This window comes from Caballeronia sp. LZ019 (assembly GCF_031450825.1).
In the GTDB taxonomy this organism is placed as follows: domain Bacteria; phylum Pseudomonadota; class Gammaproteobacteria; order Burkholderiales; family Burkholderiaceae; genus Caballeronia.
This window is the reverse complement of the sequence record NZ_JARTVZ010000005.1, coordinates 1048482-1067138: the sequence shown is the minus strand read 5'-3', so window position 1 is coordinate 1067138 and position 18657 is coordinate 1048482. Positions and strand designations below refer to the sequence as shown.

Genomic DNA, 18657 nt, shown 5'->3' with positions numbered 1-18657 from the left:
TTCAATCGGGCCGGGCGTGGCGGCGCGGTTGTCACAGCATCGTCAACTTTTCTGCGGCGCAGTCTGAAAGCACTGTGCGCTGAGACAAATCCGATTGTTCAGGCGTCCACGCTGACGGGCCGGAACCCGAACCTATAATCGGCCCGACCTACCGGGCACGACTGCCCGCGCGACCACGCCTTTTCTGGAAGTAATCCGAATGAGCATCAACCTCAATCAATTGGTACAGGGCGCTTTGAACGAAAGCGTGTTGCAGCATCTGGCCACACGCGTCGGCTGCACGCCGGAATCCGCCAAGCGCGTGATCTCGTTGTGCGGTCCTGCGCTTATCGGCGCGATGATGAGCAAGGCGTCGTCGCTCGATGGCGCGCGCAACCTCTTCGCATCGGTCATGTCGCCGAGCGTGAACACGCATATCGCCGACGAACTGCCGCACTTCGTCATGCACGAAGAAGGCATGCAGTCGCTGCTGGCCACGGGCGCATCGGTGGAAGGCGCGGTCGCCTCACACGACAGCCTCAACAGGCTGAGCGAGCGCATCGCCGACCACACCGGCGTCGCGGCGGACTCGACCCGCGCGCTGACGGGCGTGGTCGGGGCAACCGTCCTCGGGCTGCTCAAACGCTATTTCATGCAGCACAACGGTCAGGTCGGCTCTTTGCCGACGCTGCTCGGTCATCAACTGCCCGTCGTGCGCGCGAACATGACGGACGCCTTCGCGCAGGCGCTCGGGCTCGGCTCGGTCGGCGCGTTTCTGGCGGGCGTGGCGTCGCGGCTGAAGGCGGTGTCGTCGCACCTGGAGCATCCGGCTACGCACGAGGCGGCGGCATTCCCCATTCAAAACGACCGCCCGCCCGAGCCGGAGGCCCCCGACGAAACGCATGACGCGCCGGGCAAGCGCAAATGGCTGTGGGTGGCGAATGCGGCTGCGCTCGCGCTATTCGCGGCGCTCGTCACGCGGGGCTGCGCGACCGACGACAAGCCGAAGGAGCAAGCAGCCGATGCCCAAGCGGACGCTTCGGCCGCGTCGGATTCTTTCGCGGATTCGCCCGGCGGCATCGCCGCGGATGCGTCCGCATCCGCGCCGGGTCAGGCGTCCATCCCGACGTTGCTGCCTGGCAGAGAGGCGGTGGCTTCGTTCACCGTCGATGCGTCCGGCGTGCCGACGCTCAGCGCGAAGGTCGGCAGCGACGAGGAGCGGCAGGTCCTGATCGACACGTTGTCGTCCATGCTCGGCGGCGACAAGTTCCATGCAAACGTGACCGTCGATCCGGACACCAAGCCGTCCACGTGGGTCGGCAAGCTCGACAAGCTGCTTCCCGTGCTGACGCTGCCCGGCGCGCGCGTGCACATCGCGGGCGACAAGATCGAACTGGGCGGCGAGGCCGCCGACGCGAAGCTCGGCTGGCTCGACAAGCTGAAGTCGGTGTTCGGCTCGGACTGGAAGATCGGCGCTGCATCAAGCCCAGCGGATGCGCCGGCATCGGCCGCATCGGCCGCGTCCGGTAGTTTGGTCGTGTCGAACGGCGAGGCGTGCTCCCCGCCGGCCATCGCCCGGATGCTGAACCAGAAGCCGATCAACTTCCGCGTCGGCTCGAATACGCCTCCCGCCGCCGCAATGGCGGCGCTCGCCAAGTCCGCCGAGACGCTCAAGGCATGCGACGAAAGCGTGTCGCCGATCAAGCTGCAGATCGCCGGCTATTCCGACAACACGGGCAGCGCGGCATTGAACGTCGCGCTGTCGAAGAAGCGTGCGGAAGCGGTGCGCGCCTATCTGGTGAAGCACGGCATTCCGGCGACTTCGCTGACGGCGCAAGGCTTCGGCGAAGCCAGCCCGATCGCCAGCAACGACACGCCCGCCGGACGCATGGCGAATCGCCGCATCGAGTTCCAGGAAGTGCGCTGATCCGGCATTCGTTTCCATTCCCGCGCCGATCCCCGCGTCGATCCCCGCGCCGGGCCGCCATTCGCGGCTGCGGCGCGGTTTTCGTTTCAGCGGCGTCTGCGCGCGAAGCCATCGGCCATGAAGTCCTGGTCCAGATTCGCCGGCAAGGTTTCGCGCGCGACTTCGATCCACGCGCGCGCCGCATGCGACAGATACCCGTTGCGCCGCCAGCCGACCGCCATGTCCCAGTGAATTTCGGGCGCGACGACCGGGCGGCACGTGAATGCCTCCGCGTCGAGGCGGCGGCAATACGGCGCGGGCAATAGCGCGATGCCGACGCCCGCCTGCACCAGCGCCGCCATGAAATCCCAATGTCCGCTGCGGCCGACGATCGTCGGCGAAAAGCCCGCCTCCCGGCACGCGTGCAGCACCACGTCGTTGAGCGCGAGGCTCTCGCCATAGAACACGAAAGGCTCGGCGGCGAGATCGGCGAGCGGCACTTCGTCGACTTCGTCCCAGCGCGAGCCTTTTTGCGCGACCAGCCACAGAATCTGACGGCTGACGGGCAGCACGTCGAACATTTCGGTATCGACCGGCTGCAGGACGCCGCCGAGTTCCAGTTCGCCGTCGATCAGCGCGGCTTCGATCGCCTTCGATCCGCGCTCGAACAGTTTCAGCTCGACTTTCGGATACCGCTTTCGGAACGCCGCGATGGCCGGCGTGAAAAGCGAGCCGCCCATCGGCGGAATGCCGATAGTGAGCGTCCCGCGCCCGAACGTGCCGAGGTCGTTCAATTCGGCCTCGAGCCGGGCGTGGGCCGCGAGCACGTTGACGCCGCGCTGATAGACGATCTGCCCGGCGTCGGTCAGCACCATCTGCCGGCCCTCGCGCAGCAAAAGCGGCGAGCCGATTTCGTCTTCGAGCGCCTTGACCATCTTGCTGATGGTCGGCTGCGTGACGAACATGTGCTCGGCGGCGGTCGTGAAACTCTTCTGCTTCACCACTTCAACGAAGTAACGCAGCGCACGCAGTTCCATTTCGGCCTCCGGATTCCATTCAGGAATGATGTGGATAAGCTTAAGTCATTTTTTTTATGGGAAGAGTGCCCATATACTCGGACTACAGGTAAACCCTAGTCATATTCCTAATCCGGAACTCGCCATGTCCGCCGTTCTTTCGCATCAGACGCCGTCCAGCAACGCCCGCGCTTCGGCAGCGCGTTTCATGCGCGTTGCGGTGCAGTCGGCGGGCATCGCCGGCATCTGGTTCGCGGCGGATTTCGTCGCGCGCACGCTGGCGCTGCCGGTGCCGGGCGGCGTCATCGGATTGATCGCGCTGCTCCTCCTGCTGATGTGCGGCGGCGTGGCGCCGCGCTGGGTCAAGGCGGGCGCGGACTGGCTGCTCGCCGACATGCTGCTGTTCTTCATTCCGGCAGCGGTCGCGGTCGTGCAATACGGCGGTCTGTTCAGAGAGGAAGGCTGGCGGCTCGCGCTGGTTGTCATCGGTGGAACGCTGATGGTGATGATCGCCGTGGCGTTCGCCGTCGATCGCGCTGCGCGGCTCGAACGCCGTCTCGCGCTGCGACGCGCGCGCGTCGCACGGCACGCGGCCCGCGCCTGACCGTCGTCCACGCACCGATGAATCACTTCTGCGCATCCCTTTTCCATGACGACGCCGGCCGCCTGATCGCGGCCGCCTGCTTCGTGCTGACGGTCGCGCTGTACTTCGCGTCCAAGCGCCTCTACGCGCGCTACAAGAGCCCGTGGCTCACGCCGCTCCTCGCGGTTCCGGCGGTGCTCGCGCTGATAGTCGTGACCGCGCGCATTCCGTATTCGGTCTACTTCGCCGACACGCGCTGGCTGATGTGGCTGCTCGGCCCCGCGACCGTCGCGTTCGCCGTGCCGATCTACGAATATCGCGGGCTGCTGAAACGCCACTGGATTTCGCTGACGGTCGGCGTGACGGTCGGAATTCTCGTGGGCGTCGGCGGATCGCTGGCGCTGGCGAAGCTGCTGCATCTGTCGCCGGAACTGCAGCGAAGCCTCGCGACGCGCTCCGTTTCCACACCGTTCGCGCTCGCCGTATCCGACAAGATTCACGCGTCGAAGGATCTCACCGCGCTTTTCGTGATCGCCACAGGCGTGTGCGGGATGCTGTTCGGCGAACTCGTGCTCGCGCTCGTGCCGCTGCGCACGCGGCTCGCGCGCGGCGCGCTCTTCGGCGCGGCGGCGCACGGCGTCGGCACCGCGAAGGCGCGCGAACTCGGTAGCGAAGAGGGCGTCGTCTCCAGCCTCACGATGATGATCGCGGGTGTCGTCATGGTGCTGCTCGCGCCGCTGCTTTCCGCGTTGCCATTCTGAGCGAAATCGGCCAATCAAGAGCCAAACCATCTCAAAAGACTTTGCTACAATCCACCCTCGCCCCCGAGGAGCGTTGCGACGGATGACCCGCTGAAAAGCATCATTCGCCAGGCTCGGAGGCATTCAATCCGGACGGCCTTCCAAGCCACCGCATTCGAACGGCGCTCACGTCAACATTTCTAGTCTTTTTAGAAAAGGAGGGCGTGATGAACGCCGCAGTTCTCGATTCCCAAAACACCAAGGATTTCGTCGTCGCCGACATGTCGCTCGCCGCATGGGGCCGCAAAGAGCTCGACATCGCCGAGACGGAAATGCCGGGCCTCGTGCAGATTCGCGAAGAATACAAGGCGCAGCAGCCGCTGAAGGGCGCGCGCGTCGCCGGTTCGCTGCACATGACCATTCAGACCGGCGTGCTGATCGAAACGCTGAAGGCGCTGGGCGCGGACGTGCGCTGGGCGTCGTGCAACATTTTCTCGACGCAGGATCACGCTGCCGCGGCAATCGCCGACGGCGGCACGCCGGTGTTCGCGTTCAAGGGCGAATCGCTCGACGAGTACTGGGAATTCTCGCACCGCATCTTCGAATGGCCGAACGGCGAATTCGCGAACATGATTCTCGATGACGGCGGCGACGCCACGCTGCTGCTGATCCTCGGCTCGAAGGCGGAGAAGGATCGCTCGGTCATCGCCAAGCCGACGAACGAAGAAGAAGTCGCGCTGTACAAGTCGATCGAGCGCCACCTCGACGCCGATCCGACGTGGTATTCCACGCGCCTCGCGCACATTCAGGGCGTGACGGAAGAAACGACGACGGGCGTGCATCGCCTGTATCAGATGGAAAAGGAAGGCCGTCTGCCGTTCCCTGCCATCAACGTCAATGATTCGGTCACGAAGTCGAAGTTCGACAACCTGTACGGCTGCCGCGAGTCCCTCGTGGACGGCATCAAGCGCGCGACGGACGTGATGATCGCGGGCAAGATCGCGGTCGTGGCCGGCTACGGCGACGTGGGCAAGGGCTGCGCGCAATCGCTGCGCGGTCTGGGCGCGACGGTGTGGGTCACCGAAATCGATCCGATCTGCGCGCTGCAGGCGGCGATGGAAGGCTATCGCGTCGTGACGATGGAATACGCCGCCGACAAGGCCGACATCTTCGTGACGGCGACGGGCAACTACCACGTCATCAATCACGACCACATGAAGGCGATGCGCAACAACGCGATCGTCTGCAACATCGGTCACTTCGATTCCGAAATCGACGTTGCGTCCACGCGCCAGTACACGTGGGACAACATCAAGCCGCAGGTCGATCACATCATCTTCCCGGACGGCAAGCGCATCATTCTGCTGGCCGAAGGACGTCTCGTGAACCTCGGCTGCGCAACGGGCCATCCGTCGTTCGTGATGTCGAACTCGTTCACGAACCAGACGCTCGCGCAGATCGAACTGTTCACGCGCGGCGACCAGTACGAGAACAAGGTCTACGTGCTGCCGAAGCATCTCGACGAGAAGGTCGCGCGTCTGCACCTCGGCCGCATCGGTGCTGAGCTGACCGTGCTGTCGGATGAGCAGGCAGGCTACATCGGCGTCGAAAAGAACGGTCCGTTCAAGCCGAACCACTACCGCTATTAATTAACGCGGCAAACGCGACGGCTGTCGCGCGCGGGCGCCTCGTGCATCCGCGCGCCGCTGCGCCCGACGACGACCATCCCGGAGAACTTCGATGACCGTGCTGCTGACATGGCTGATCAACGCGCTCGCGCTTCTGATCATCACCTATCTGGTGCCGTCGATTCACATTCGCAGTTTCGGCACGGCGCTCATCATCGCGGTCGTGCTGGGGCTGATCAACGCGGTGCTGCGCCCGGTCCTCATCGTCCTGACGCTGCCGGTCACCGTCCTCACGCTCGGCCTCTTCATCCTCGTGGTGAACGCGCTGTGCTTCTGGCTGTGCTCGTCCTTGCTGAAGGGCTTCGAAGTATCGGGATTCTGGTCCGCGTTCTTCGGCTCGATTCTGTACAGCATCGTGTCGTGGCTTCTGTCGGCGCTCGTCTTCGGGCAGCGCAACTTCGGGTAGCCGCCGCGCTTCTCGCGCACACATCAACATGAAACCGATCGAACTCTCATTCGAGTTTTTCCCGCCGAAGACGCAGGAAGGCGTGGACAAGTTGCGGGCTTCGCGCGCGCAGCTGGCGAAGCTCTCGCCGAAGTTCGTCTCCGTGACCTTCGGCGCGGGCGGCTCCACGCAGCAAGGCACGCTCGACACGGTGCTCGAAATGGCGGCGGAAGGCTTCGAGGCGGCGCCGCATCTTTCGTGCATCGGCTCGTCGAAGGAAAGCCTGCGGGCGATTCTCGGCGCGTATCGCGAGCACGGCATTCGCCATATCGTCGCGCTGCGCGGCGATCTGCCTTCGGGCATGGGCGAAGTCGGCGAACTGCGCTATGCGTCCGAGCTCGTGGCATTTATTCGCCAGGAGCACGGCGACTGGTTCCACATCGAAGTCGCTGCGTATCCGGAGTTTCATCCGCAGTCGCGTTCGCCGCGCGTCGATCTCGAGAACTTCGCGCGCAAAGTGAAAGCGGGCGCGAACGCGGCGATCACGCAGTACTTCTTCAACGCGGACGCGTACTTCGAGTTCGTCGACGAAACGAAGAAGCTGGGCGTCGATGTGCCGATCACGCCGGGCATCATGCCCATCACCAACTTCTCGCAACTCATGCGCTTCTCCGACATGTGCGGCGCGGAAGTGCCGAAGTGGATCGCGCGCCGGCTGGAAAGCTATGGCGACGATCGCGAGTCGATCCGCGCGTTCGGCCTCGACGTGGTGACGGGCCTGTGCCGCCGTCTCGTCGATGAAGGCGCACCGGGGCTGCATTTCTATACGTTGAACGGTGCGGCCGCGACGAAGACCATCTGCGAGCGCCTCGGCTTCGGCAAAGCCTGATCCTCGTTGTCTGCATCACCCGCGCGGCGTTCGTCGCGCGGTTCTTCTTCCCTCCCGAATCAACGCCTGCGCCTCACGGCTTCGCTCGCGGCGAAACTGGGGAAAACCGCGTATCCACGTCATATTTGTTCGTGCTAGTGTTGCGCCCGGTTTTTTCGTCCGCTAACAAGGCGGAGGACGCGATCAAGTAAGATCGCGCTACGCTGGCCAGAAGCCGGCACTGACCTGGAGGAAACATGAATAAGAATGGCCTGTTGCGAGCCGCCCGCTTGTCGGCGCTCATGGGCGCTGTCGCTACGGCAACGCTGTTCGCGGCGAGCGCTGCGAACGCGGCAATCCCGAACAAGACACTGATTTACTGCTCCGAAGGCAGCCCCGCCGGTTTCGATCCCGCGCAATACACCACCGGCACCGATTTCACCGCGAACACGTTCACTGTGTACAACCGCCTCGTGGAATTCGAGCGTGGCGGAACGAAGGTCGAACCGGGCCTCGCCGAAAAGTGGGAAGTCTCGCCCGATGGCCTGACTTACACGTTCCATCTGCGCCACGGCGTCAAGTTCCAGACGACGTCCTACTTCAAGCCGACGCGCGAATTCAACGCCGACGACGTGCTCTTCACGTTCAACCGCATGCTGGATGCGAATCATCCGTTCCGCAAGGCGTACAACGTGCAGTTCCCGTACTTCACGGACCTGGGCCTCGACAAGCTGATCGCGAAGGTCAACAAGGTCGATCCGTACACCGTCAAGTTCACGCTGAAGGAAGTGAGCGCGCCGTTCATCCAGAACATGGCGATGGAATACGCGTCGATCCTCTCCGCCGAATACGCGGACAAGCTGCTCAAGGACGGCAAGGCCGCGGACATCAATCAGTATCCGCTCGGCACGGGTCCGTTCATCTTCCGCAGCTATACGAAGGACGCGACCATCCGCTTCGACGGCAATCCGGACTACTGGAAGCCGAACGCGGTGCAGATTTCGAAGCTCATCTTTTCGATCACGCCGGACGCCGCCGTGCGCGTGCAGAAGCTGAAGAGCAACGAATGCCAGGTGATGAGCTATCCGCGCCCGGGCGATATCTCGGCGCTGAAGTCCGCATCGAATGTGGATACGCCGTCGCAGGCCGGCTTCAACGAAGGTTACGTCGCCTATAACGTGACGAAGAAGGACCTCGGCAACGCCGATGTTCGCCGTGCGCTCGACATGGCCATCAACAAGAAGGCGATCATCGATTCCGTGTATCAGGGCGCGGGCCAGGCGGCCACCGCACCGATGCCGCCCACGCAGTGGTCCTACGTCAAGAATCTGAAGACGAACCCGTACGACACCGCGAAGGCAAAGGAACTGCTCTCGAAGGCCGGCTTCCCGAACGGTTTCGAAATCACGCTGTGGGCCATGCCCGTGCAACGCGCATATAACCCGAATGCCCGTTTGATGGCCGAAATGATCCAGGCCGACTGGGCGAAGATCGGCGTGAAGGCGAATATCGTTTCGTACGAGTGGGGCGAGTATCTGAAGCGCGCGCACGCGGGCGAACACGATGCCATGCTCATCGGCTGGACCGGCGACAACGGCGATCCCGACAACTGGCTCGGCACGCTGCTCGGCTGCGACGCCGTGAAGGGCAGCAACTTCTCGAAGTGGTGTTACAAGCCGTTCGACGATCTCGTCGTGAAGGGCCGCTCGACCACCGATGTCGCCGCGCGCACGAAGGCTTACACCGACGCGCAGCAGATCTTCGCGCAACAACTTCCGTTCTCGCCGATCGCGCATTCGACCGTCTATCAGCCGGTCAGCAAGAAGGTGACGAACATGAAGATCGAGCCGCTCGGCTACGTGCGCTTCGATGGCGTCGGCGTGCAGTAAGCTAGTCGACGGAACGCTTTTTGCGCTTGTAAATAATTAGTCGAAACATGGCCGGCGGCGCGGATCGAACGATCCGGCCGCCGGTCACGTATTGATCCCACGAACGATATCAAAGGGCGATCATGTTCCGATTCGTTTTGCGACGCATAGGAATGGTGATACCGACGTTCATCGGCATTACGATTCTCGCGTTCGCACTCATCCACCTGATCCCGGGCGATCCCATCGAAGTGATGATGGGCGAGCGGGGCGTGGACCCGGCAATGCACGCCGAAGCCATGAAGCGCCTGGGGCTCGACCAGCCGCTTCCGCTCCAGTACCTCACGTATGTCGGCCATGCGCTCAAGGGCGATCTCGGCACGTCCATCATCACGAATACGAGCGTGATGGGCGAGTTCATGGCGCGCTTTCCGGCCACCGTCGAGCTGTCCATTTGCGCGATGATCTTCGCGCTCGTCGTCGGCTTGCCGGCTGGCGTCGCGGCGGCGCTCAAGCGCGGCACGGTCGTCGATCATGGCGTGATGGGCACCGCGCTCACCGGCTATTCCATGCCGATCTTCTGGTGGGGCCTGATCCTCATCATGTTCTTCTCCGCGAAGCTCGGATGGACGCCGGTATCGGGCCGCATCGCGGTGGAGTACGACATTCCGCACGTCACGGGCTTCATGCTGATCGACTCCCTCTTCTCGACCGATGAAGGTGCGTTCACATCGGCGTTGTCGCATCTGATCCTGCCGACCATCGTGCTCGGCACGATTCCGCTCGCGGTCGTCGCGCGCATGACGCGCTCCTCGATGCTCGAAGTGCTGCGCGAGGACTACATCCGCACGGCGCGCGCGAAGGGCTTGTCGCCGTTGCGCGTGGTCGTCGTGCATGCGCTGCGTAACGCGCTGATTCCTGTCGTCACCGTGATCGGCCTGCAGGTCGGCACGCTGCTCGCGGGCGCGGTGCTGACCGAGACGCTGTTCTCGTGGCCAGGCGTCGGCAAGTGGCTGATCGACGCCATTTCGCGGCGTGACTATCCGGTCGTGCAAGGCGGCATTCTGATGATCGCGTCGCTCGTGATCGTCGTGAACCTGGTCGTCGATCTGCTCTACGGCGTGTTGAATCCGCGCATTCGCCATACTCGCTGAGGAACACGATGGCCGACATTCAAAACAATCTTCCGCCCGGCGCGCTGACGCCGCCGTCGGGCCGCATCGTCGCGGCGCGCGAGTTCTGGGCGAACTTCTCGCGCAATCGCGGCGCCGTTGCGGCTGGCGCGATCGTCATCGCGCTCATCTTCGTCGCGATCTTCGCGCCGCTGATCGCGCCGCATAGCCCGATCGAGCAATACCGCGACTTCGTGAAAATTCCGCCCGCGTGGCTCGAAGGCGGCAATCGCATGTTTCTGCTCGGCACCGACGAAGCGGGCCGCGACATCCTTTCGCGCCTGATGTACGGCGCGCGGCTGTCGTTCTGGATCGGCTTCGTGTCCGTGGTGCTCGCGCTGATTCCGGGCGTCGTGCTCGGGCTGATGGCCGCGTTCTTCAACTGGCTCGATACGCCGATCATGCGCGTGATGGACGTGCTGCTCGCGCTGCCCTCGCTGCTGCTCGCGGTCGCCGTCGTGGCCATCATCGGGCCGGGCCTCGTCAATACGATGCTCGCCATTGCGATCGTCGCGCTGCCGGGTTATGTGCGCCTCACGCGCGCTTCCGCGCTGGGCGAGCTGCAGAAGGAATACGTGACGGCATCGCGCGTCGCGGGCGCGGGCACCGTGCGGCTCATGTTCTCGCAAGTGCTGCCGAACTGCGCCGCGCCGCTGATCGTGCAGGCGACGCTCGGTTTCTCATCCGCCATTCTGGATGCCGCCGCGCTCGGCTTTCTCGGCCTCGGCGTGCAGCCGCCGGCGGCGGAGTGGGGCGCGATGCTGGCATCGGCGCGCGATTACATCGAAAGCGCATGGTGGATCGTGACGATGCCCGGTCTCTCTATTCTCATCTCGGTGCTCGTCATCAACCTGCTCGGCGACGGGCTGCGCGACGCGCTCGATCCGAAATTGAAACGGATGGGATGACATGAACGATCTATTGACTATCCGTAACCTGCAAGTCACCTTCGGCGGCACGCAGGCCGTCGATCGCATCAGCCTGTCGGTGGCGCCCGGCGAAGTGGTCGGCGTCGTCGGCGAATCCGGTTCGGGCAAGAGCGTCACGATGATGGCGCTGATGGGCCTCATCGATGCCCCCGGCAAGGTCACTGCCGATCAGGTCACCTTCGACGGCCGCGACTTGCTGAAGGCGTCGGCGCGCGAGCGTCGAAGGATCATCGGGAAGGACATCGCGATGGTGTTTCAGGATGCGCTCACCAGCCTGAACCCAAGCTATACCGTCGGCTATCAGATCAAGGAAGTGCTGAAGCTGCACGAAGGCTTGCGCGGCGATGCGTTGCACAAGCGCGCGCTCGAACTGCTCGACCAGGTGGGCATTCCGGATGCGAAAAGCCGCATCGATGCGTTCCCGCATCAGATGTCGGGCGGCATGAATCAGCGCGTGATGATCGCGATGGCGGTCGCGTGCAATCCGAAGCTGCTCATCGCCGACGAACCGACCACCGCGCTCGACGTGACCATTCAGGCGCAGATCATGGAACTGCTGGTGCGCCTGCAGAAGGAACGCGGCATGGCGCTCGTGCTGATCTCGCACGATCTCGCGGTCGTGTCGGAAGTGGCGCAGCGCGTGGCGGTGATGTACGCGGGCGAGATCATCGAAACGAATCATGTGCCGGCGATCTTCAGCGAGCCGCATCATCCGTACACCGAAGCGCTGCTCGCCGCGATTCCCGAGCACAGCCGGGGCGCGGCGCGTCTTGCGGCGTTGCCGGGCATGGTGCCGGGCCGCGACGACCGGCCGAGCGGGTGCCTCTTCGCGCCGCGCTGCAAGTATGCCGTCGACGATTGCTGGAAGGGACGGCCGCATCTTTATCAACTGGACTGGAACGATCCGGCCGTGCGTGCGCGCTGCATCAAGCCGCTCAATGTCGCTCGCGATGTCGAGCAGGCGGTGCGCGAGGAGCGTGAAGCACAGATCGTCGGGGAGGGTGCGCGATGAATGCAGTACCGAAGGAACTCAGTCGGGACATCGTGCTCGCCGCCGACAAGCTCACGAAGCATTACTCGGTCAAGCGCAGCATGTTCACGCAGGGCACCGTGAAGGCGCTCAACGGCGTGTCGTTCGAATTGCAGCGCGGGCGCACACTGGCGGTCGTCGGCGAATCGGGATGCGGCAAGTCCACGCTCGCCCGTCAGTTGACGATGATCGAAACGCCCACGTCGGGCCGGCTGCTGATCGAAGGCGAGGACGTGGCGGGCGCGAGCAAGGCGAAGATCGCCGAGTTGCGGCAGCGCGTGCAGATGGTGTTTCAGAACCCGTTTGCGTCGCTGAATCCGCGCAAGACGGTGGAGCAGACGCTCGGCGAGCCGCTCGCGATCAACACGAAGCTCTCGTCAACGGAACGCGCGGAACGCATCGCGAAAATGATGCGCACCGTCGGCCTGCGGCCCGAACATGCATCGCGCTATCCGCACATGTTTTCGGGCGGGCAGCGTCAGCGCGTGGCGATTGCGCGCGCGATGATTCTCGATCCGCAGATCGTCGTGGCGGACGAGCCGGTGTCGGCGCTCGACGTATCCATTCAGGCGCAGATTCTGAATCTCTTCATGGATCTGCAGCAGGAGTTCGGCACGAGCTACGTGTTCATCTCGCACAACCTGTCGGTCGTGGAGCATATCGCCGACGACGTGATGGTGATGTACTTCGGCGGTATCGCGGAACTCGGCGACAAGAAGACCATCTTTGCGAATCCGCGCCATCCGTACACGCGCTCGCTGATGTCCGCGACGCCTGCGCTCTTCGAGGAAGACCGCCGCATCAAGATCAGGCTGCAGGGCGAAATGCCGTCGCCGCTGAATCCGCCATCGGGCTGCACGTTCCATCAGCGTTGCCCGTATGCGATCGAGCGATGCCGGGTGGAGGAACCGGCGCTGCGCGTCGTCGATGGCCGCCAGGTGTCGTGTCATCGCGCCGAGGAGGTCGGTGAAGGCGAAGCCTGAATCGCAGGCGGCGCGCCGGTTGATCGACCGGGCGCGCCGCTTCGTGTCCTGTGGCATGGCGCTGCTCGCGCGGCGTGCTGGCGTCGTGGCGTACGCAATGGCGCTGTGGTTCACGCTGTCGCTTGCGTTGTCGACGGCGGCGTTCGCGGTCTCCGGATCGCGCAGTCCGCCAGGCGGCACGCCTCAACCCGCAGGCGATGCAAGCGCGACGGATGTGCCCGCATCGATTGCATCGCCCGCGACGCCGCCGAGAACCGACCGCTCCGACGGCACGACGGCAAGCGGCCCCGTCCGTGCGCAACCGCCGCGCATGCCCTTTTACGTTGCGACGAAGGGCGCGACGACGATCTATCTGCTCGGCACGCTGCACGTCGGTTTCCCGACCGACTATCCGCCCGAGCAACCGTTTCGCAGACCGATTCTCGCGGCGCTGTATGCATCGCCGACACTGGCGCTCGAAATCTCCCCCGACGAACTGCTGCTCGCGCAAGACGACGTCAACCGCTACGGCATGTGCCGCAGCGAATGTCTGATCGACTATCTGCCGGATTCAATGTGGAGAAAGGTCGAGGCGCGCATGCGCGGCAATCCTGTTGCGCTGAAGAACCTGCGGCATACGAGGCCGTGGCTCGCATCGATGCTGATCCAGACCTATGACACGCTGAAGGCCGGGTTCCAGAGCGAATACGGCACGGAGGCGCAATTGCAGAACGTCTATCTGCGGGTGCGCGGGAAGATAGTGGGGCTGGAGACGCTGAACGAGCAAATATCGACGTTTACGCATCTTTCGTCGGCGCAGCAACGCGAGATGCTGGCGCAGGATCTCGTGCAGACCTCGGCGGAGAATGTGGCCGATGTGAAGGAGTTGCATCGGCTATGGCGTATCGGCGATGCGGACGCGCTGAAGGCCTGGGACGATGCGAAAAGCAGCAAGCTCGCGCGGTCGAAGGCGCTGGCGGCGCAGGTGGATAACCGCGTGGTGTATGAGCGCAACCGGCGATTCGCGCAGCGGATGGTGACGCTGGCCGCGCCCGATCGGCCGGTGTTCGTCGCGATCGGGGCGTTGCATCTTGGAGGGGAAAGGGGCGTGCTGGAGTTGTTGAGGAGGAGGGGGTTCGTGGTGGTTTCGGGTTAGCCTTTCAGCAACCGGGACCGGCTGCTTCGACCGTTGCCGATGGCGTCACCGCGTTGCAACGGCGCGCGCAACCTCACTCGACACGCGCCGTTTCTCAGTGCCGCTTCAAATAAACATCAGCCAGTTCAACAGAAAAATATTCACGACCAGCAGCGTCAGCGCAGTCGGCACCTGCACCTTGATGACCGCGTTCTTGTCGGGTAACTCGAGCAGCGCCGCAGGCACGATGTTGAAATTCGCGGCCATCGGCGTCATCAGCGTGCCGCAGTAGCCGGAGAACATGCCGATGGCGACCATCGTCGCGGGATTGCCGTGGAAGACGCCGACGAGAATCGGCACGCCGACGCCGCCCGTCATCACCGGAAACGCGGCGAAGCCGTTGCCCATCACCATCGTAAAGAGCGCCATGCCGATGCAGTACACGGCCACCGCGACGAGCCGATAGTCGAGATTGACGTAAGCCGTCGTCACGTGCGCGACGGCCTTGCCGACGCCCGCATCCGAGAACACCAGCCCGAGCATGCCGAGCATTTGCGGCAGCACGGCGGCCCACGACAGCGCATCGATCAGGCGGCGCGCCTCGCGCATCGACTGGCCGACCGTATCGCGCGTCATCACGCACGCGACAGCCAGCGCGATCACGCAGCCGATCCCGAAGCCGATCAGCGTCACGTTCTTCAACTCGATCAGCGGCCTGCCGCCGAACACGAGATGGCTCGCACCGAGCGTCAGGATCACGGTGACGACGGGAATCGTCAGCGCGGGCACGAAGAGCTTGTTGCCGAGACGCACGGCGCTCTGGCGGCGCGTTTCTTCGGAGAGCATCTTCGGCTTCGCGCCGGTGACGCCGCCGAGGCCCGCGATCAGCGCCATCGCCACGACGAGCACGCCGACGACCGACACCGGCAGCCAGTCCCCGATCAGGAAGATCAGCGCGTACACGAGCCAGAACACGCCCGCCGTCAGCCGGCGCGGATGCGACTTGTCCGTGAGGATCATGCCCGCGACGACCACGAGGACGATGCCGACGAGATAGAAGAGATAGTTGATCGTGAGCGTCATGCTTTCTCTCCTGCGACATTGCGCGTGAGCGCATCGAGTTCGCGCGTCAGTCGACGGTCGAGCAGCCAGAGGCGAAAGCCGTGGATCAGGAACGCGCAAATGGCGGTCGGGATGCCCCAGACGGCCACGTGCATCGGCTCGACGATGATGCCTGCCTCCTTCAGGAACGTGACCATCAGCACGATTGCGCCGAACGCCACGAAGATGTCCTCGCCGAAGAACAGGCCGACGTTATCGGTTGCGGCGGAGTACGCGCGCAGCTTGTATCGCACCGCGTCGGACAGCTTGCCGTAGCGCGCTTCCGTCGCGCCTTCGGCCATCGGCGCGAGCAACGGCCGCACCATTTGCGGATGACCGCCCAGGCCCGTCAGGCCGACGGCCGCCGTCAGTTCGCGCACCAGCAGATAGACGATCAGCAGACGCCCCGCCGTCGCCGCGCGGATGCCCGAAATCCAGATCTGCGCGCGTTCGCGCAGTCCGTGCCGCTCCAGCAGGCCGATGACCGCGAGCGGCAACAGGATGATGAGCGGAATGTTTCGCGTCTTGAGAAAGCCGTTGCCGATGGCGCTCAGGATGCGCTCGGGCGGAAAGTGCGCCGCGAATCCGGTGATGATCGCGGCGGCGGCTACGATCAGCATCGGATTGAAGCGCAGCACGAAGCCCACGATGATGACGGCCACGCCGATGAGCGGCCATAAACTGACTGGGGTTGCCATGAGATCTCCAAACGAACATGGATAAACACACCGCGCCTCGAACCGGGCGCGTGGTCGACTGCGCGGCTCTCGTGGCCGCTTGCTAAAACGCCCCGCTGGGCGGGGCGTTCAATGCTCGGTTACGGCCTTCAGGCGGCGCCGGCGGCGCGCACGCCGATGCCCGCGACGGCCAGTGCGCCACGAATGCGCCGCGCGAACGCGAGCGCGTGTTCGCCGTCGCCATGCAGGCAGATGGTCTGCGCATTGAGCGGCACCCATTCGCCCGATACCGCCTGCACGCGCTGCTCGCGCACCATCGAAAGCGTGCGGTCGAGCACGACGTCTTCATCGTCCAGCAGTGCGCCCGGCTCCTTGCGCGGCACGAGAGAACCATCGGCGCGATAGCCGCGATCCGCGAACACTTCTTCGACCGCGCGAAGCCCCGCGCGCTTCGCGGCATCGACGAGACCGCTGTTCGCCAGCCCGAAGACGAGCAGCGTCGGATCGAAATCGCGCACGGCGGCGACGATCGCATCGGCGATCTGCGGCGTTCTCGCGGCCTGGTTGTACAGCGCGCCGTGCGGCTTCACGTGCGCGATGCGCCCGCCTTCCGCTTTGGCAATCGCAGCCAGCGCGCCAAGCTGATACAGCACGCCCGCGTAAATCTCTTCGGGCGGCAGGTCCATTTCCTTGCGGCCGAAGTTCTCCGGATCGTTGAAGCTCGGATGCGCGCCGATCGCCACGCCCTTCGCCACCGCCCAGCGCACGCAATCGCGCATCGCGGTGGCGCCGCCCGCATGCCAGCCGCACGCGATGTTCGCGGAACTCACGAGGTCGAGCAGCGCTTCGTCGGAGCCGCAGCCTTCGCCGAGGTCGGCGTTGAGATCGATTTCCATGTTAGTCGTCGAGAGAGTCGTTGGGTTGGTGCGTCATCGCGCGATGCGCTCCTCGTGCATCGCGATGGCCGTTTCCACTTGCGCTACGTACTGCCGTTCTTCAGCGAGCGCGTGCCGCGCTTCTTCCACCGAGGTCTCGATGAAGCGCACGCCTCCGTTGAGCCGTGCCTGCGCGAGCTTCCACAAGTCGGCGCGGATGACCGCGCCGATCTTCGGATAACCGCCGGTCGTCTGCGCATCGCCCATCAGGATGATCGGCTGCCCGTTCGGCGGCACCTGGATCGTGCCGGGCAAGACCGCATGAGAGAGCAGCTCCGTCCGGTCGCGGCGCTCGAGCGGTGTGCCCGCGAGCCGGAAGCCCATGCGGTTGCTGTTCGGCGTGATCGTCCATTCCTCGTTCCAGAAGTCCTCGTGCGCCTTGTCGCTGAAGCCCGCATATTCCGGACCGCGCAGCACGCGAATGGGCGCCGCCCAGGCGAGACCGGGCGCGTGCCGGCCGCGCCGCACGGGTTCATCCACGAGAACGAATTTGCACCACGCGGGCGCCTTGACGCCGAAGGCCGGTTCTTCCGGCGAGAACGCGATGCCCTTGCGCGGCTGGGGCACGCCGACCGGCAAGCGGTCGCCGTCGCGCAGCGCCCGCCCGCCGAGTCCGCCGAAGCACGCGCCGAGGTCGGTGCTGCGCGAACCGAGCATCGGCAAAACGTCGATGCCGCCCGCGATGCTCACATAGCAGCGCATGCCGCGCTTCGCCGCGCGCAGCGTCAGTTCCTGGCCCGCGCGCACCGGCAGGCTCCACCACGAATAGACCGGCGCGTCGTCGAGCGTCGCGCCGAAGTCGGTGCCCGTGATGGCGATGCGCGTCGCGCGCTTGAAGCGCAGGACGGTCGGCCCGAACGTCACTTCGATACCCGCCGCATCCGGCCGGTTGCCGACCAGCCGATTGCCGATTTCCAGCGACAGCGAATCCAGCGCACCGCCCGAACTGACGCCGAGATGGCGATACCCGTGGCGGCCCAGATCCTGCACCGTGGACAGCACGCCTGCGCGAATCACGTCGATCATGCGCGGACCTCCAGCGCCGTGAAGCGGACGCGGTCGCCAGGCTGCATCAGCGTCGGCGGATTGCGCGACGGGTCGAAGAGCCTGAGTTCGGTGCGGCCGAGCAGTTGCCATCCGCCCGGCGACACAGCCGGATAGATGCCCGTCTGCGCCCCGCCGATGCCCACCGATCCGGCCGGCACTTCGAGGCGCGGCTCGCGGCGGCGCGGCATGTGCAACGCGGGATCGAGCCCGCCGAGATACGCGAAGCCCGGCTGGAAGCCCAGGAAGAACACGATGTATTCGGCTTCGGTGTGCCGCTTCACGACTTCATCGATGGACAGCCCCGCGTACTTCGCCAGCTCGGCGAGATCCGGGCCTTCCTCGCCGCCGTAGCGGACCGGAATCTCGATCTGCGCGCCGGGCTCATCGGCGCTGCCGGCGGCGTCCCATCCCGCTTCCAGTTGCGCGGCGAGGCTTGCATAGTCGGCTTCGAGCGGATCGAAAACGATCGTCAGATTGTTCATGCCGGGCACGACTTCGACGACATGCGGCATCAGGCGCGCGCGGTCGGCCAACGCCCAGATGCGCCGCTGGCAGTCGATCGTGGCGGGCGGCGCGGCTTCGCAAACAAGCGCGCTGTCGCCCAGCGGATGGATTCGTGGTGGTGTCATGGCTTCC

18 protein-coding genes and 1 riboswitch are annotated in these 18657 nt (G+C 64.7%); of the genes, 12 read left to right on the top strand and 6 right to left on the bottom strand.

All coding sequences use genetic code 11. From position 1 onward, the window contains the following. Nucleotides 1–199: 199 nt before the first annotated feature. On the top strand, nt 200–1906 hold the full coding sequence (locus P9255_RS18440) for an OmpA family protein (protein WP_309790218.1): 1707 nt from the start codon (nt 200–202) through the stop codon (nt 1904–1906). Nucleotides 1907–1992: 86 nt separating this feature from the next. Here the strand turns inward: P9255_RS18440 and P9255_RS18435 are convergent, their stop codons facing one another. Next, entirely contained in the window at nt 1993–2922 is a 930-nt protein-coding gene (locus tag P9255_RS18435; protein ID WP_309790217.1) for a LysR substrate-binding domain-containing protein, read from the bottom strand. Between the two features lie 187 nt (nt 2923–3109). On the opposite strand from P9255_RS18435, the gene P9255_RS18430 reads away from it, so the two are divergent. From P9255_RS18430 to P9255_RS18380, 11 genes are all read left to right on the top strand, one after another. Further along, nucleotides 3110–3505: a CidA/LrgA family protein gene (locus P9255_RS18430; protein ID WP_404980441.1), complete on the top strand. Its 396-nt coding sequence runs from the start codon at nt 3110–3112 to the stop codon at nt 3503–3505. A gap of 17 nt (nt 3506–3522) precedes the next feature. Further along, on the top strand, nt 3523–4245 hold the full coding sequence (locus P9255_RS18425) for an LrgB family protein (protein ID WP_309790216.1): 723 nt from the start codon (nt 3523–3525) through the stop codon (nt 4243–4245). Between the two features lie 59 nt (nt 4246–4304). After that, a riboswitch (S-adenosyl-L-homocysteine riboswitch) is annotated at nt 4305–4419 on the top strand. Between the two features lie 32 nt (nt 4420–4451). Further along, a complete protein-coding gene (gene ahcY, locus P9255_RS18420; protein WP_309763810.1) occupies nt 4452–5873 on the top strand; it encodes an adenosylhomocysteinase in 1422 nt (473 codons plus the stop codon). Between the two features lie 91 nt (nt 5874–5964). Beyond that, nucleotides 5965–6318, top strand: a complete 354-nt coding sequence (locus P9255_RS18415; protein WP_309790215.1) for a phage holin family protein — start codon at nt 5965–5967, stop codon at nt 6316–6318. A gap of 28 nt (nt 6319–6346) precedes the next feature. Continuing rightward, the gene (gene metF / locus P9255_RS18410; RefSeq protein WP_309763812.1) at nt 6347–7186 is read left to right on the top strand and encodes a methylenetetrahydrofolate reductase [NAD(P)H]; all 840 of its coding nucleotides are present in this window, start codon (nt 6347–6349) and stop codon (nt 7184–7186) included. Between the two features lie 236 nt (nt 7187–7422). Continuing rightward, nucleotides 7423–9054 (top strand): ABC transporter substrate-binding protein, encoded by a 1632-nt coding sequence (locus P9255_RS18405; protein WP_309790214.1) that lies wholly within the window; start codon nt 7423–7425, stop codon nt 9052–9054. Between the two features lie 122 nt (nt 9055–9176). After that, nucleotides 9177–10187 carry an ABC transporter permease subunit gene (locus tag P9255_RS18400; protein WP_309763814.1) on the top strand — a complete coding sequence of 337 codons (1011 nt, stop codon included), beginning with the start codon at nt 9177–9179 and terminating at the stop codon, nt 10185–10187. Between the two features lie 8 nt (nt 10188–10195). Further along, nucleotides 10196–11113: an ABC transporter permease subunit gene (locus P9255_RS18395; RefSeq protein WP_309763815.1), complete on the top strand. Its 918-nt coding sequence runs from the start codon at nt 10196–10198 to the stop codon at nt 11111–11113. 1 nt (nt 11114) lies between these two features. Continuing rightward, nucleotides 11115–12146 (top strand): ABC transporter ATP-binding protein, encoded by a 1032-nt coding sequence (locus P9255_RS18390; protein WP_309763816.1) that lies wholly within the window; start codon nt 11115–11117, stop codon nt 12144–12146. Beyond that, on the top strand, nt 12143–13147 hold the full coding sequence (locus tag P9255_RS18385; protein WP_309763817.1) for a peptide ABC transporter ATP-binding protein: 1005 nt from the start codon (nt 12143–12145) through the stop codon (nt 13145–13147). The genes P9255_RS18390 and P9255_RS18385 overlap by 4 nt, the downstream gene beginning before the upstream one ends. Beyond that, on the top strand, nt 13131–14282 hold the full coding sequence (locus tag P9255_RS18380; protein ID WP_404980371.1) for a TraB/GumN family protein: 1152 nt from the start codon (nt 13131–13133) through the stop codon (nt 14280–14282). The genes P9255_RS18385 and P9255_RS18380 overlap by 17 nt, the downstream gene beginning before the upstream one ends. Nucleotides 14283–14387: 105 nt before the next feature. Here the strand turns inward: P9255_RS18380 and P9255_RS18375 are convergent, their stop codons facing one another. From P9255_RS18375 to pxpB, 5 genes are all read right to left on the bottom strand, one after another. After that, nucleotides 14388–15344, bottom strand: a complete 957-nt coding sequence (locus P9255_RS18375) for a DUF979 domain-containing protein (protein WP_309763818.1) — start codon at nt 15342–15344, stop codon at nt 14388–14390. Next, nucleotides 15341–16060, bottom strand: coding sequence for a DUF969 domain-containing protein (locus P9255_RS18370; RefSeq protein WP_309763819.1), 720 nt, complete (start codon nt 16058–16060; stop codon nt 15341–15343). The genes P9255_RS18375 and P9255_RS18370 overlap by 4 nt, the downstream gene beginning before the upstream one ends. Before the next feature lie 128 nt (nt 16061–16188). Continuing rightward, nucleotides 16189–16935, bottom strand: a complete 747-nt coding sequence (gene pxpA, locus P9255_RS18365) for a 5-oxoprolinase subunit PxpA (RefSeq protein WP_309763820.1) — start codon at nt 16933–16935, stop codon at nt 16189–16191. A 33-nt stretch (nt 16936–16968) separates the two neighbouring features. Then, complete coding sequence (locus P9255_RS18360) at nt 16969–18000, bottom strand: biotin-dependent carboxyltransferase family protein (protein ID WP_309763821.1); 1032 nt, start codon at nt 17998–18000, stop codon at nt 16969–16971. Beyond that, on the bottom strand, nt 17997–18650 hold the full coding sequence (pxpB, locus tag P9255_RS18355; RefSeq protein ID WP_309763822.1) for a 5-oxoprolinase subunit PxpB: 654 nt from the start codon (nt 18648–18650) through the stop codon (nt 17997–17999). The genes P9255_RS18360 and pxpB overlap by 4 nt, the downstream gene beginning before the upstream one ends. Nucleotides 18651–18657: the final 7 nt, after the last annotated feature.